The 15241-nt window shown below is 62.3% G+C and carries 14 protein-coding genes; 7 read left to right on the plus strand and 7 right to left on the minus strand.

The genetic code is table 11. The features are described from left to right. Positions 1–62: 62 nt before the first annotated feature. The 6 genes from L2Y96_RS22945 to L2Y96_RS20490 all read right to left on the minus strand — a co-directional run bounded on the left by L2Y96_RS22945 (position 63) and on the right by L2Y96_RS20490 (position 5864). On the minus strand, positions 63–191 hold the full coding sequence (locus L2Y96_RS22945) for a hypothetical protein (RefSeq protein WP_256452195.1): 129 nt from the start codon (positions 189–191) through the stop codon (positions 63–65). Between the two features lie 26 nt (positions 192–217). Then, positions 218–355, minus strand: a complete 138-nt coding sequence (locus L2Y96_RS20470; RefSeq protein WP_247329966.1) for a hypothetical protein — start codon at positions 353–355, stop codon at positions 218–220. A 128-nt stretch (positions 356–483) separates the two neighbouring features. Then, a complete protein-coding gene (locus L2Y96_RS20475) occupies positions 484–1716 on the minus strand; it encodes a lysophospholipid acyltransferase family protein (protein WP_247329968.1) in 1233 nt (410 codons plus the stop codon). Next, positions 1713–3107 carry a radical SAM/SPASM domain-containing protein gene (locus L2Y96_RS20480; RefSeq protein WP_247329971.1) on the minus strand — a complete coding sequence of 465 codons (1395 nt, stop codon included), beginning with the start codon at positions 3105–3107 and terminating at the stop codon, positions 1713–1715. Before L2Y96_RS20480 ends, L2Y96_RS20475 begins: the two co-directional genes overlap by 4 nt. A gap of 187 nt (positions 3108–3294) precedes the next feature. Further along, positions 3295–4551, minus strand: a complete 1257-nt coding sequence (locus L2Y96_RS20485) for an ABC transporter permease (RefSeq protein WP_247329974.1) — start codon at positions 4549–4551, stop codon at positions 3295–3297. Continuing rightward, positions 4548–5864 (minus strand): ABC transporter permease, encoded by a 1317-nt coding sequence (locus tag L2Y96_RS20490; protein WP_247329977.1) that lies wholly within the window; start codon positions 5862–5864, stop codon positions 4548–4550. Before L2Y96_RS20490 ends, L2Y96_RS20485 begins: the two co-directional genes overlap by 4 nt. 332 nt (positions 5865–6196) lie before the next feature. Here L2Y96_RS20490 and L2Y96_RS20495 point away from each other — a divergent pair, with 332 nt between their 5' ends. Further along, entirely contained in the window at positions 6197–6919 is a 723-nt protein-coding gene (locus L2Y96_RS20495) for an ABC transporter ATP-binding protein (RefSeq protein WP_247329980.1), read from the plus strand. 4 nt (positions 6920–6923) lie between these two features. Here the strand turns inward: L2Y96_RS20495 and L2Y96_RS20500 are convergent, their stop codons facing one another. Next, positions 6924–9035: a TonB-dependent receptor gene (locus tag L2Y96_RS20500; protein WP_247329982.1), complete on the minus strand. Its 2112-nt coding sequence runs from the start codon at positions 9033–9035 to the stop codon at positions 6924–6926. A gap of 234 nt (positions 9036–9269) precedes the next feature. Between L2Y96_RS20500 and L2Y96_RS20505 the strand changes: the two genes are divergently transcribed. The 6 genes from L2Y96_RS20505 (at position 9270) to L2Y96_RS20530 (ending at position 15230) form a co-directional block, all read left to right on the plus strand. Continuing rightward, positions 9270–10259 (plus strand): hypothetical protein, encoded by a 990-nt coding sequence (locus L2Y96_RS20505; RefSeq protein ID WP_247329984.1) that lies wholly within the window; start codon positions 9270–9272, stop codon positions 10257–10259. Between the two features lie 52 nt (positions 10260–10311). Next, a complete protein-coding gene (locus tag L2Y96_RS20510; RefSeq protein ID WP_247329985.1) occupies positions 10312–11049 on the plus strand; it encodes a pteridine reductase in 738 nt (245 codons plus the stop codon). A 162-nt stretch (positions 11050–11211) separates the two neighbouring features. Then, the gene (locus L2Y96_RS20515) at positions 11212–11700 is read left to right on the plus strand and encodes a hypothetical protein (RefSeq protein ID WP_247329987.1); all 489 of its coding nucleotides are present in this window, start codon (positions 11212–11214) and stop codon (positions 11698–11700) included. After that, positions 11697–12266 (plus strand): hypothetical protein, encoded by a 570-nt coding sequence (locus tag L2Y96_RS20520; protein ID WP_247329989.1) that lies wholly within the window; start codon positions 11697–11699, stop codon positions 12264–12266. The genes L2Y96_RS20515 and L2Y96_RS20520 overlap by 4 nt, the downstream gene beginning before the upstream one ends. 160 nt (positions 12267–12426) lie before the next feature. Next, positions 12427–12894 carry a hypothetical protein gene (locus L2Y96_RS20525; RefSeq protein WP_247329991.1) on the plus strand — a complete coding sequence of 156 codons (468 nt, stop codon included), beginning with the start codon at positions 12427–12429 and terminating at the stop codon, positions 12892–12894. Positions 12895–13325: 431 nt separating this feature from the next. Next, complete coding sequence (locus L2Y96_RS20530) at positions 13326–15230, plus strand: hypothetical protein (RefSeq protein ID WP_247329993.1); 1905 nt, start codon at positions 13326–13328, stop codon at positions 15228–15230. The last annotated feature ends 11 nt before the right edge of the window (positions 15231–15241 follow it).

Genomic DNA, 15241 nt, shown 5'->3' on the forward strand with positions numbered 1-15241 from the left:
TGGCGTACCCGGGTGCCCCGCCAGCTCGCACCGGCGGGGCACGTTCGGCAAGCAGGCGCGCTTTACTGCGCCTTGCTCTTATCACAGCGGCCGTTGCAGCGGTCCGCCAGTTCGAGACGATCCTCCAGTTCGATGATTTCGAACTCGTCGATCAACAGGGTCTCGTCCTTTGCTTCGATGTTGTTGCTCATGGTGATCTCCTTGTCAGTGAATGGAATTACGCGGACGGCGAGCTGCTCTTGCCGTTGCAACGGCCGTTACAACGATCGGAGAGCTCAAGGCGGTCTTCCAGCTCGATGATTTCGAACTCGTCGATGAGCAACGATTCTTCCTTCGTCTCGATGGTGTTGGACACGATACGTTTCCTCTGTTGGTTGAGCATTCAACGCAGCAGGCCTCCCCCGCCGCGCGCGTGATGTACTCGACAAGCAACGACCACCACCCGGTACATCGACAGGTGGCAATTCCCATGTTCAAGGCCGATCAGGCCAGGGCACCCGACCGGACGGGAATGACGGCATGGCGGCTGGCGAGCATGCGCAGAAGCTTCAAGGCCTTTTCGCGTCGTGCGCCATCACATCCATCAAGCCATGCCTGGTCGATGCCCACGGGGCCAGTGATCTGCTCCATGAAGGCATCGTCGTCCTGGGCGAATCGGTAGCAGCGTGTGGACTGCACATCGACGAGGATCCGTTCTCCATTACCCGGCAGTTCCATCACGCGCGATGCATCGAGGGCCAAGCCGTCTCCTCGGCCGAGGGCATGGACCAGGTCGTCCTCCACGTCGACCGCCGGGCGCTCGGGCTGCCGGCGCGGCAGGCGCCACTGGTGAAAGAGGTCGCCGCCGCACCACTCCCCAGCAGACTCGAGAAGAACTTCGCCAAACCAGGCGTATACATGTGCTGTGGTCGCCTGCACGAAGGCAGCGGCGGCATCGCCCTGCAGGGGGCGACCGGGATCAAGCAAGGGCAGGCACTGGCAGGTGGGCCTGCCATCACGCGTGACGGCAACCACCGGGAGGATAGCCGCCCCGAAACGAGCTGCCATCGCGATCAGGCCATTCTTCACCTTTACGTCGGTATCGAGCATGCCAACCGCTTGCCGGCGATCACTGCCGCGCGGCCCATCAATGCCCGTGTTTCCATCGATCGTGGAAACCACGCAAGCCCCACGCGCAAGGCCACGCGCCAGCACCAGGGCTCCGCCCCGCACCTCCACGCATACGTGCCTGAAGTGCTTCCAAAGCGCGGCTTCGGGGTTGGCCTGGCGCGCGGACTCGTAGTTGCCGAAGGCATCCGCGGCAAGGGGCACCAGCACCTCTATCCCTGCGTGAGCGAGGTCGGAAGGTAGCTGCCGCATGTGGCCAAGGTGAAAGGTAACGACCACGATCCCGCGACCCGCAGCCTGCATATCGCGGATGGTCTGCAAAGGGAGGCCAGTGACGGCCGGCGGCCGCGCCTCTGATGTCAGCCTGGGCAGCGTGTGATGGTGGTACAGCCAGCCGAGCCAAAGTTTGCTCAATGCCGCCTCGCGCGCAAGACGCATGATTTCCGCCGTGCTTCGCCTACCGCCCAGGAGCGCCAGGAGGTTCATCCGATAGGCGCGAAGCCCGTAGTGGCAGAGCTCCTCGTCAGACAACGCCTCCAGCCGCTGCTTCATAGCCTCCGGCTCGATGGCATCCGAACCTAACCACGCGCTGAGCGAAGACGCGCTCACGGTACGAGCTCCGCAACGGCCGCCGCTTGCGGCCCATCACTACCCGCCACGGCTGGCCGGGAGGCTTCGAAGAAAGCGACCATTTCCTGCTTCGCCGTCCTCCGGATACCCGGGCACGGTCGCTCGCCGGAATCAATGCGGATCTTCGGACAGTGCACGCCCTGGCAAGCCGCGAGCATGTGGCAGCCCTGGCAGCCGGTATCGCGCTCGAACGCTGGCTCCGTCCATAGGGCCATCTTGTCGGTATCGAGATCAAGCGTGCCATCCGGCCGGATCTTCCCGACCATGTTGTGATCGGCCTTGTCCAGGTCGATCGTGCACTTCATAAGGTCACCGTGGGCGCCCACGATGAAGTTGTAGGGACGCGCGGCATAGCACACCTCCTCACCGGCGCCGAGCCCTGGCCGCCACCCTCCCGTGACGTGGAGCCCAAGCTTCCGCGCGGCGGCCGTCAGCTTTTTGCGCACCGCGTACGATTCATCCGTACCGCATACCGCCAGGTTCGCGTCATTGGCACCGCCCCACTGGCCGACCGCATGGAATGCAAGGATGAAGCGGTCATCGTGGGCGAACCGCTCCTCAAGCATCAGCAGGAAGCGCTCGAGACCCGGCGCATTCTGCTGGTCAAAGTTGACCCGGATCACGACAGTGAAATGGTCATTCCGCGCCGCCAGGGTGCACAGGTTATCGAAGATCACCTGGAACGTGCCGCTGCCATCGCGGCCGCCACGATGACGATCGTGGTCATCAGGCAGCCCGTCGAGGGTGATCTGGAAGTCATTGATCTTCCAGGCGAGCAACTTGTCGGCCACCTCTTCGGTAAGAAGATAGCCATTGGTCGTCATGTGGGTGTCGTAACGCAGGCCCGCTTCGGCAGCCACTTCGGCAAAGAAGGGCCCGAGGTCGTCTATCGCATCCATGCCGTAGAGGGGCTCGCCACCAAACCATGAAACGCTTAGTTCCCGCAGGGAACCCAGGCGCGACCTCACCAGGTTCTTGATACCTTCCCGCACGTCGGGCTGCATCGTGCCGCGGCGGAAATCTTCGTAACAGTACGTACAGCGGAAGTTGCAATCCTCCGAGGCGAGGAGAATGAACTCAAGCCTGTCCGTTCTGTGGATGTCCGAACCGAACGCCATCTGCACACGCCTGAGTTCGTCAGCCGCCGCAGGAACGAGGAAGCCGCGTTCAGCCAGGTAACGCGCGATCTTCGATGCGTCGCTCGCCGTGGTCTTCTGGCTGATCAGGTCCCGTACCGCGTCGTGTTGCTCGGGACGAAAGGCATTCATCGATCCGCTGTAGGTATTCCAAAGCAGGAGCCATCCTTCGCTGGTCGTGGCCTGCACGTTAAAGCGCGACGGCTTGAACGACAGGCTGGCCTTCGACGGCACCGAACTACCATCAATCAACCTGATCGGAATGCGGTCCAGTGGGGACCTGGCCAGAATATCGGTACTCGAAACCATCACAACCTCCCATGTCGCTGGAATCAACGCTGGCTACCGTGGGCGCGCCGCTGCTAGTGGCGCGAGGTGGATACTCTTTCGTTTTCCCCTGCGCGCCCTCGGGCGCGCGCCATCAGGCGTCCCTGATGGCTATCGCGGGATCGACGCGCGATGCCTTGCGCGCAGGAACCCACGTTGAAACCTGGCTAAGTACGACGACGACAACCAACCCGAGCAACGCATACGAGATAGGCAGGCGTGCCATTTCGTAACGCGCGATCAGTGCCATGTTCAACGCCACCGCCATCACAAGACCAAGCGTCGCGCCTGCGGAGACGATCAGCAGGTTCTCGATCTGGAAATAGCGCAGGATGTCACGTCGCCGCGCCCCAAGCGCACGGCGGATCCCTATCTGGCGTTTGCGCTGTTCGACCCAGAAACTGGTGAGCGCAAAAATGCCTGTAGCGGTCACCACGAGGAGGATGAGCGATACACCTCCCATCAGCGCCGCCATGCCGACATCGGCTCGATAAGCCTGCTGGCGTATATCGTGGAACGTCTGGATGCCGTCATCCGCGATGACACGCGCGGCGTTCGTGTGGTACAGCGTGTCGGGTACGGCGTGCAATGCCGCGGCGAGCCTGCCGGGGCGTGCCCTTATGACATACCGGGAGAAGGTCGCATTGATGCGTGAAGGTACCAGTATCGCGTTATAGGCGAAGCTGGAACTGAATTCGTTGGTTCCCGGTGTCTGCAAGCGCGGAATCACCCCCACGATGGTGCTAGGCGCCCCTGCACCGTCGAGGTACACGGGCTTACCAAGCGCATCCCCGGCTGGGAAGAGTTTGCCGGCCACGGCATCCGTCACGATGATGGCCGGCGGCGTCGCGGGATCGCCCATGGCGACGTGCCCCACGTCCGGCGCGGCAAACTGCCTGCCCGCACTGAGCTGGATGCCTAGCGTCGCCAGGGCCGTCTCATCGGTGAAGTAGTAACTGACGCGCGCCGACGGCTCGGGTTGCGATGGGGCCAGGCCCAGGCCGCCGTTCCACGCCGCGGAGTTCATCAACGGGAGGGAATTCATCGGCGTCGCGGAGAGCACATCGGGTAACCCGCGGATAGCCGCGAGATCTTCGCGCTGCATGGCATCCAGCACATTGATCGCATCCGCCTTGCTCGTATCGACACCCGACCACTGTTGGGTCACCACGAACAGATCGTCCTCCGCGATGCCCGTGGGGCGCGTTACCCGATCCATGCGCGTGCCGATGATGAAGACGGCATTGCACACGATCGCCAGCGTGATCGCCACCTGCAGCACGATCAGGACGACGCCGGCCTTGTGCTTCGCGAGCGCCGAAATAAGCGGGTGCACGGAAGGATTCTTCATGTCGACTTCAACTGAAGGGTGGGCTGGACGAGGGTCGCCCGGAAGGTCGGATAGGCACCTGCGGCGACCGTGGACACGATGGCCAGAACGATCGTGGCAAGGAGCAGGCTGCCATCGAAACGTGCCAGTGACGCTATCTCCGGCGGGAGCAAAGCGTGCACACACGCCACGCCAGCGAACGTGAGCAACAGCCCGGCGATCCCACCCGCGGCACCCACCATGCCCGATTCGATAAGGAACTGCGCGTAGATATCCTTGCGTGAGGCGCCTATCGCGCGACGGACGCCGATCTCCGCGCCACGCCGCTGGAACTTGGCCAACAGAAGGCCTGCCGTATTCACCAGGCAAACCAGGAGCAGGCCCATGGCGACAAGCAACGAAACGCCGGTATCCGGTGGAACGACATGGCGCGCATCGAGCCAGTGGGGAAGATCCTGCAGGCGCACCGCGGGTTGCCATGCGATTGCGCCGCTCGCCTGCAGCTGCGCGGCATATCCCTGGAGGTATTGCCGATAGGCATCCTCACGCGCGTGGTCGGTCAGTAGCACCATGTAGCTCAACCACGCACAGTTCGAACCGACGAGGCCGCGGATCCCGGAGTCTTCGGGGCTTTTCACGCAATCGGTGTTGCCGGTATTCATTATTCCGGCATCGATCGCGGTGGCGAAGGGGACGAAGATATCCTCGCTTGCCGTCGAGAATCCCCCGGTATTCACCACATCGTAAAATCGCGGCTGGGGATTCCACGGCCGCGTAACGCCGACGACGCGATAAGACCGCCCGTCCATGCCGATTTCCCGGCCTATCGCGCTCTCCCCACGGAAGAGCTTGCCAGCAAGCCGTGCACTTATGACGGCCACGTTGGCATGCCGCGCATCGTCCTCGCGGCTCCAACCGGCTCCGTCCTGAAAGGGCACATCGAACATGCCGAAGAAATCCGAAGACACCGCGTGGCCATCGACATTGGCGGGATGCGTGCCTGCGGTCGCTGAAGACACCGCGGGCGAGATCTTGTACATAGCCGCCTGGGCGTCGCCACGGGCATCCCTGAGCAGGTCGGTCGCAGTGCGGTAGTCCAGAGCTACCGGTGGCTCAGTGCGGGCACCGCGCTGGTCCGGGCCCCACGTATCGAGTTGCGGCACGAACAGGGAGCCCGACTTCCAGGGTATCGGATCACCGGATACGGCGCGAAACACGGCGTACGTCGTCATGGAAGCAGCCACCCCGAAGGCGACGGTGAGCACCATGAGCACAGTCATGCCGATGTTGCGGCGAAAGCTACGAATCGCGAGCGCGAGATAATAGGCGAACACGTGATCTCCCTGTCCCTGGGCAAAAGCATCGTGGCGTTCTCCCCACCGCGACGGCATCCATCACCCGAGCTTAGAGAAATACGCCTCGCCGATTGAAGCTGTCAACCGTGTGTTTTCGTTGTCATCAAACATTCGTTGACGCGCGGGGCCGCTGAAGGTATCGCAACCCATTGAATATGCTTGGTGGTGCAGTTCAACGCCACTTATGTGTAGGTTATCACCTACAAGGAAATGCGGATGCGCTCACACATAAACGGCAACAGATACGAGCGTCATGGCACCGACAAGCGCTTTGCGTTATGTATGCAAGGCGATTACCGGAGGCTCGCGATATGCTCAGGATGCACAATTTAGGCAAGGTCTATCGGACGGCATCGGTGGAAACGACAGCGCTTCGCGCATTCGACATCGACGTTGCCGAAGGCGAGTTTGTCGCCGTCACGGGGCCGTCCGGGTCGGGGAAGAGTACGTTCCTTACGGTTGCCGGCCTGCTCGAGTCTTTCACAAGCGGCGATTACGTCATTGACGGGATTAACGTGCGCGATCTCGACGATGATGCGCGCTCGGTCATTCGCAACGAGAAAGTCGGTTTCATTTTCCAGGCGTTCAACCTGATCCCCGACCTTTGCGTGTTCGATAACATCGATGTGCCGCTCCGCTATCGCGGCATGAAGGCTCCGGAGCGCGCGGCACGGATCGAAAACGCCTTGGAGCGTGTGGGTCTGTCATCGCGCAAACGCCATTTTCCGTCGCAGCTGTCCGGCGGACAGCAACAGCGCGTGGCGATAGCGCGGGCCCTGGCAGGATCACCACGGCTCATCCTTGCGGATGAGCCGACTGGCAACCTCGATACCGACATGGCACACAGCGTGATGGGCCTGCTCGGCGATATTCACAAGGAAGGCGCAACCATCATCATGGTGACCCACGATGCGTCGCTAGCGGCGCGCGCTCAACGGCATGTGCACATTATCGATGGGCAAGTCGTCTCGCCGCCCGACGCCCCAGGCGTGCCGCCGCGCACGCCTGGAGCTCTATCGGGTATGCCCGCGTAAGCGCTTAGAAATCCTGCTGGAGGGACAGGAACACGCCGCGGCGGGGACCGAACTGCGGGGCGCCCACGCCGATACCCGAACCGTCGCGGATCTCGTACGTGCGATCCAGCGCGTTGACCAGGGCCAGCTGCGCATGGGTCGTGCCGATCGGGGTCAGGTGCAGATCCTGCGACACGCTCAGGTTGAGCTGGAAGTACGCCGGCAGATGGTCACCGTTCGGGACGATACCGTCGCTACGCAGGCCCGAGCCGAACAGGTAATCCGCACCCACCTTCGTGCCCTCGTTGAAGGCGTAGCTGATGCCGCCCGACGAGGTGTACTTCTGGTCGTGGTCAAGGTGGATGTAATGGTCGTAGATGTACGCCAGGTCATCCGGGCTGAAGTTGTACTGACTGGTGATCACGCGCTTGCCGACCGCGCGGTTGTACGAGAAGTTGAAGTACGCCGTGAGCGCGCCACCGTCGTAGTTCACGGTCAGCTCGTCGCCCTTGATCTTGCCCTGGTCGTAGTTGAACGTGGAGTAGACCACGGCCGCGCCGAACTGGCCTTCATCCTGCAGGCGCTGCACGTTGCGGCGGTAGCTATCGAGGCCCACCGTCCACGCATCGCCGAACTTCTGCGAGATACCCACATCGTAGTAGCTCGAGCGCTCGGCCAGCGGCAGGTCGTTGCCGTTGTCCGGCAGCGCATTGGTCGTGTTGTTAAACTTCGCGATCGACGTCGGCGTGATCGATTCCGTCGCCGGCGGCGTGAAGTAGCGCGAGTAACCCGCGTGGATCGTCGTGCTGTCGGTCGGCTGGTACACCACGCCCAGGCGCGGGCTCAGCTGGCTTTCCGGCTTGAACGCGTTGAACTTGTCGGCACGCAGGCCGTAGTTCACGGTCCACTGCGAACCGATGCTCCACTCGTCCTGCAGGTACGCCGCGTAGGTGCGGGCGAGGATGCGGCTGGTGTCGAGGATGTTCAGCGGCGTGGTCGATGCCTGGTTGCCGTCGTCATCCGTCGGGAACACCAGCGAGTTGTTCGTCGCATTGGCGCGCTCGAACGAACCGTAGATGCCGTAACGCAGCGTATGGCTATCACCCAGCGGCGTGGAGAAATCCGCCTGCAGCGTGTCGGCGCGGTTGGAACGGCGCACGTCGGAAGCCACGCCGTTGAACATCAGGTCGCCGATGTCATCCGGGGTGAAATCGAGGCCGCTGTAACGCTGGCCGGCCGACACCTGGTACGCGGTCTCACCCAGCTTGCCCTGCAGGCTCAGCACGCCGAAGCGCGTCTTTTCCTGCTGGCGCTCGTTGAGCTGCGCGGAGTCGAAGTTGGTCACGTCGAGGTAACCGAACTGCGGATCCTGGCCCGGGTTATTCGGGATCTCGAAGCGGTTGTTCGTCGCGCCGAACATGAAGCTCAGGCGGGTGTCGTCGTTGATCAGGTACGACAGGTCACCAAAGGTCTTCACCTGGTTGGTGTGGTCGTGGATCGCCTTGCGGCTCGAGGTCGGGTTTTCGATACCGACATCGTTCTCGAGATAGTTGGCCGTGAGGAAGAAGCTCCACTTGCCTTCGCGGCCGAACAACGTGGCGTTCGGGTTCAACGTACCGAACTGGCCGCCGGTGACGCCGACGCTGCCGCCGATCCCATCCTGCTTCTGGCTGCGGGTGGTGATATCCACCACGGCCGCGGTGCGATCGCCGTACTGCGCCGGCAGCGCGCCGGTCAGCAGCTTCACGTTCTCGATCATGCGCGCGTCGAGCGTCTGGCCGAAGCCGCCGATACTTTCCGGGATCACCACGCCATTCACGCGGTACTGCAGGTTCGCGTGGTCACCGCGCACATGCAGCTGGCCGTAGCTGTCCTGCACCACGCCCGGCGCCTGCAGGATCACCTGGTTCAGTGGGGTGGAATCGCCCAGCGGGAGCGCCTGGATCGTCTGGCGATCCATGACGTACTGGCTGCTGCCGGTATCCGGCGAAAGGCTGTTGCGCGCCTCGTCGAGCTTGGCGGTGACATCCACCTCGCTGAGATTCGTAGCTTTTTGCGGGGGAGCCGCATCATCAGCGAAGGCGGGGGCGGCCGAAAGGGCCAGGGCAATGGCAAGGGCGAGGCGAACAGGCTTCATGGGGGACGTGGGCCGTAAATGTTATAACGTTTCATCAGTCTCAAGGCCGTTCCTTTCCCCAAGCTTTCGGGGCAGGGGTCCGACCTCACCTGTAGGAGCGCGCTTGCGCGCGATCGGGGACTCGCGGCAACCGTGCATCGCACGCAAGCACGCACCCACGGAGGAGCGGCCAACGCTTGCGGCACCTTCACGATCCACCCTTCACCCTTCTCCCACCTTACACAGGAGTTGACGATGGCGAAGCGTGACCCCGCCTCCCCTTCCAAAGAGATCGTGCCGACCTCGGGCATCGACCGGGGCGAGAGCCCGGTCGCCAAGGCGATCCTGGAGTTCGTCAGCCGCATCCCCGAAAGCGAAGTGCCGAAGGCCGCCAAGGCCAGCGTCGAGGAAGAATGCCGCCGGATGGCGAGCTCGGCCGCCAACAAGGCCGCCCTCACCGCCGGCTCCCTCGCCCTGCCCCCGGGCCCGCTCGGCTGGCTCACCGTCCTGCCGGAGCTGGTCGCCATCTGGCGCATCCAGGGCCAGCTGGTCAGCGACATCGCCGCCGCCTACGGCAAGACTGCCAAGCTCGGCCGCGAGCAGATGCTGTGGTGCCTGTTCCGCCACACCGCCGCCCAGGCCTTCCGCGACATCGCCATCCGCGTCGGCGACCGCCTCGTCTTCCGCACCACCGCCACCAGCGTGCTGCAACGCCTCGCCGGCCGCATCGGCGTCAGCGTCACCAAGCGCGCGGTCGGCAAGGGCATCTCCCGCTGGCTACCCGTGGTCGGCGCACTCGGCGTCGGCGCCTACGCGTACTACGACACCGGCCAGGTCGCCAAAACCGCCATCGAACTCTTCAGCGGCGATGTCCATATCGACGATGGCGTCGACGACGGCGACGACACGCCCGAAAAGCCGGCGAAGAAATCCAAGGGTGCGGCCACCGATGCTCCCGCCAAAACCTCCGGCCCAAAAGCAGATGCCTCTGGCACCCACGCGGCCGCGGATACCACCGCACGCCCTGTAGGAGCGCGTCTCGCGCGCGATCCGGCGCCCAAAGCGCCGGCCAACAAAGCGGTGAAGAAGGCCGCCCCCCGCAAGCGCGCCACCACCCAAAAACCCGCCCCAAGAAAAACAGCAACAAAAAAGGCGGCCACCACCAAATCGGCCACAAAGAAAACGGCGAAGAAAGTAGCCCGCCGCCCCACCACCAAAAAAGCGACTCAAAAAACCACAACGTGACGCGCGCCCCGCTTTCCGGCAAGCTGCCCGCGCACCAGCCAGGGAGCCAGCCATGAACCCGCCACCGGTCATCCTCGTCACAGGCGGCGCCCGCCGCGTCGGCGCCGTTATCTGCCGCCGCCTGCACGCCGCCGGCTGCAGCATCGCGCTTCACTACCGCAGCTCCGCCGACGACGCCGAAGCGCTCGCCGCGGAACTCAACGCACAGCGGCCGGACAGCGTGGCGCTCTTCTCAGGTGCACTTGAGAAACCCGCCACACCCGAGAACCTCGTCGGCGATGTACTCGCCGTCTTCGGCCGGCTCAACGGACTCGTGAATAACGCGTCGGCGTTCTATCCCACGCCCATCGGTGAAACGACGCAGGCCCAGTGGGACGACCTGTTCGCCGCCAATGCGCGCGCACCCTTCTTTCTTTCTCAAGCCGCGGCACCCGCGCTACGCGAGAGCAAAGGCGCGATCGTCAACATCGTCGATATCTACGCCGAGCGGCCGCTCGCCGGGCATACGGTGTATGTCATGGCAAAGGCGGCGCTCACGATGCTCACGCAATCGCTCGCCAAGGAGCTTGCACCCGAAGTGCGGGTAAATGCCGTCGCGCCAGGCGCCATTCTCTGGCCGGAATCAGGCAAGCCTGAGGAAGCGGCGGATGCGCTGATCGCCAAGACGCCGCTCGCCCGAAAGGGCGAGCCGGAAGATGTCGCGGAAGCCGTCCGCTGGCTCATGCTGGATGCACACTACACGACCGGACAAGTGGTCCGTGTGGATGGTGGGCGGGCGTTGAATATCTGAGCGGCGTGATGCCGGTCACAACTTAGAGATTCCCGCATTTTTCAGAATTTTCGCGTATCTACGGCCCTGACGGTGGGCTATCGTAGCGGCACGCGGCTGGGCCTCATTGGGGCGACTGGCTCTTGAATAGGATGTGCGCCTTCGGGCTACCAGGGAGTAGGCATGTATTTCGAAGCTCGACCATTGACGTCGGTTGACATCGAACGGGACGTTGAGATCTTCCGCCCCCGTGTTGTTGTCTCTGATGACTCCGACGACGCAAGTTTCGAGTTCAGGGCAAGGAAGGGCTCCAGGCGCCATGGGTTCTCATGCGATGGCCGCATTCAAATCCATCGAGACAGAAGCGTCAGATGGACGTTCATCTTTCACCAAAACAAGATCTTCGAATCGGCAATGGAGTGTGCCACGCACCTCGCTCCAGACATTTCGCTAAAGGAGATGCCTCTGTATCTCGCCGAGGGTATGGTTCAGACATACGGCAAAGCGACGGCCATCTACACGAATTTAGAGCTTGTAGTGGTTGCGGCGACGGATAGCATCAGCCGCGACCTGGAGATCTCCAGAACCTGGCCCATGGATATACAGCAGGGTTTCGCCATAAATGCCCTCGGGGTCCTTGCCCAACCCTATCTTGATGAGATCGCATCGTGATCAACGACATCGATCAACCACTGCCGCCCGCCATTAATGAAGCGTCACGAAAGGCTGCTCTTTCCATGATTGCAACTAGCCAAGGAGCTGGAATGGCCATTCCAAACCCCACCCTAGAATGCAACCTGTTCCGGCTTGAGGCGCTTGAAGGCCCGACAGACTTTCATCTTCAGTTTTCGTGCCACGCAGGCGTTGCATCCGAGCACTTCGGCCTCCGAGGTTCAGATTTCCAGATAAACAGCAGTCTGTATACCGTTGTTGCCATCGATACGACGACGCAAGCTCACCGCATTCTCGGATTCAGATCTGCCGCCGGATTTGCAGTGGATGATGAAGCATTCCTTCGCGCTTTCGCATCTTCAATCCTCGACATGCTTGAACGCGACGGCGCAATCTTCGAAAAAAAGGTGTTCGTTGTAGTTAGTGGAGAGGCCAAAGGGACCCTCGTCACCGTCCCACAAGCTTTCGATCAGTCCGCTCCTTCACCGTTCGACCAAGATAAGGTTATCGATCAGCGGATTTTCAAGTCCGCCCACACGCACGAAGGACCCCCGTTGCCCGGATAGATGCTCGATATGCGGTCGCCCTTCGTTCCACAGCGGGATTCGGCGGAGACGTAGTCGTCATGGATCCGGACAAACTCCAGGACTTTCACCCCGCGTCGATTCTTTTCGGCAAGCACATCCCTTACGACGCCGGCAACGCCAACCAAATCGAGCAGTACCAATGAGCAAGCTTGAACCACCCATCCATTGCAAGATGTTTCGTCTTGAGGCCTTAGATGGTCCAACGGATTTCGAGGCGCAGTTTCTTTGTGAGGCTGGGAAAACGTCCGATCACTTCGGACTTCGCGGATCCGACTTTCAGATCGGGCGGGACCTATACACCGTAGTCCCACTGGAGTCTGACCATGACGTGTCCCATCTCCTATCGCTAAAGGCTGCCTCGGGCTACATCGTTGGCGATGAGGTCTTCCTGCGATCGTTCGCGTCCGCTCTCATCGACATGCTCCGTCGAGGAAAGACGCTGTATGACCAGCAAACGTTTGTCGTCTTAAGCCCGGGGAAGGCCGAGGCACTTGGACTTTCTACCCAGGCTGAAGAACTGACCGCCCCTGCCCCATTCGAGAGCTACCTGGTCCTCGGCCATCGCTTCTCGAAGTCCGACTATCCGCGTCCGGATCACACAACATGAGAAGTTCTCATGCCGAAGCGTTCCGAACGACATTGTTAGGAGCATGGAATGTCGTCGAAGATCGGCCGCTCAACCGGGCCGAGATCGACCGAATTGTTCGGTATCTCGAAGCTCCAGGATCCGGGCCAACACCCACGACGAGTTTCGCCGATTATCTTGACGACAAGCTAACTGTGCATCCGCCCAAGCTGCCAGATGGGAACACGTACGTAGCGTACTCTGGCAAAGATGGTCACGGGATATCCAACTATGAGAATGCGAGGCGATACATCGCTGAGTCCGGGGGTCAGGCCGGGCTTATTGGCGATACTTCGTGGGGGCAATTCGCAAACGAGGCAGGGAAGCGTCCTGAGCTCGCACTGGTTGCCGATAAGCTTGCAGTAGAGCTGAGCCGCGAAGGCTTCAGGCCGCGAGGACAGCCGATAGATGCTGTGAGCGACATGCTTTGGAACGCAGGCAGCCCTGAATTCGCCCGACAGGCGGCCCTGAGTGGACGCCCGATCGTCGGGTTCGTGGACGGCGCACCAGAGGGGCGAGGCTTCTCCAATCATGAACTACCCGTCATTCGTCAGGCGGCGCGCGTCTCCTTCAATGGTCAGCATCTTGCGGGCGCCGAAGGAGATGGGCTGGAGGCGGCCAGAAAGTCGGCCGTTACCTTTTCCGCACTCGAGGCCGAAATGGCGGGCGCGGCGTCACTCCACTCGAATCGCCTTATAACGACGGGGCACCTCCGAAGTCGCGTTGACCTGTCCTACGGCTTCAACGGAACAAACAACACCGTCTTCGGCCAGCCGCGGGAGATCTTCGCTCGACAGACCATCGAGGAGATGACCTCGACGGCGGACAAGTGGTCGCGAATCCATGCGCGCACGGTCGGTGATGTCAGCTATCGGACACCCGTGGAGCATGGGCAGGCTCTCGTGCAAACCAGGACGTTGGCGCTTCGCTCGGGCGGTGCGTTGGCACTTACGCCTGAGGCCGCCGGGATGGATGCGGACTTCTCCCGGGACGTTCTCACGCGACGCGCACCATCCGGTGGACTGCTGCACGCTACGGACGTCGCTGGAAGAGCAGCTATCGTACTCGATGCGACAGTGACCGCTCGCAGTGTGACAAATCTCCAGCGCTCGGGTAATCAGGTCGGTGCTACGTCCGAGGTTGTGCATTTTGCCGGTAGGAATCTGGGCGGTTGGGGCGGTGCCGTAGCGGGTGCTCAGGCCGCTGCGCTTGCGGGTGCGGAGACTGGCCCCGGTGCCCTTGTGGCTGGCACTGTGGGAGCAATAGCGGGCGCGGTCGCCGGCGAGAAGATCGCAAACAAGGTGGACGACTACCGCACATATCATCAGAACGACAGCCGGGGCCAAAGCTGGCAAATGGATCCAGCCAATCCCGACCGCGGCTGGACCCGCAGCGAGACCCGTCTCGATCCGAATGGTCCCACGGTGCCGGGGCACGGCTACAGCGCGCCCGCGTACAAAACAGAAACCATCACCGCGCCACCCGAAACCGCCAACGAACTCAACTACAAAGCCTCCGGCGTCCAGGTCCAGCTCGCCCTCGCCCACCCGCCGACACCTCGCAATCCTTACTCCGTGGAAGCGAAGCCGACGGATGCGCCGAGCCTTCGCGAAGCCAAATGGCAGCGCGATCCGAACACCCTGGCGTGGCGCCGTGAGGTGACAACGGGCTACATGGAACACGGCCTGCCGATGACTCGGACCGACGTTGCCTCTCCTCAGCGGACGCAGGAGCTCGACCAGTCCTCCGCCAGGATCGCGGAAGAGAACCGAGCCAATCGCCCTTTAGCGATTGCAGAACGCTATCTCGAGGCGCACCGGGAATACGGCTGGGAGCGCTTCGGCAAGCCCGAAGCGGCGGCCGTGGCGGCGGCCAACGCGCCCAGGAATGTTCTGGAGGCCTCGGACGGCAATGAATATAAGCGCGGTCCCGATGGCGCGTGGAAGCACGAGACCTTGTTCGGCCACGAATCCAGGGCCACCGGCAACATCAGGGATGAACTCAACGAGGCTGCCCGCTCGAACGGCATCCATGCGCCGTCGATGAAACAAGGCCTGCCTACAAACCCCACGCAGGACCGCATCACCGAGATGCTCGAGGCCGCCCGCAATGGCGACTGGAATAAATTCCGCCAGGACACGCAGGCTTTCGCCGAGATGCAGCCGGGCCAGCAGTTGCAACAGAACGCCGTGCAACAGGCCAACCAGATCGAACAGCACGCGGAGCAGCAACGCGCCGCGCAGGTTCATCAGCAACAGAACGAACAACAACAGCAACAGACCCAGCAGCAGGCCCACGGCCCGCGCATGACCCGCTGACAAAGGAACAC

This window comes from Luteibacter aegosomaticola, from assembly GCF_023078475.1.
Lineage (GTDB): Bacteria > Pseudomonadota > Gammaproteobacteria > Xanthomonadales > Rhodanobacteraceae > Luteibacter > Luteibacter aegosomaticola.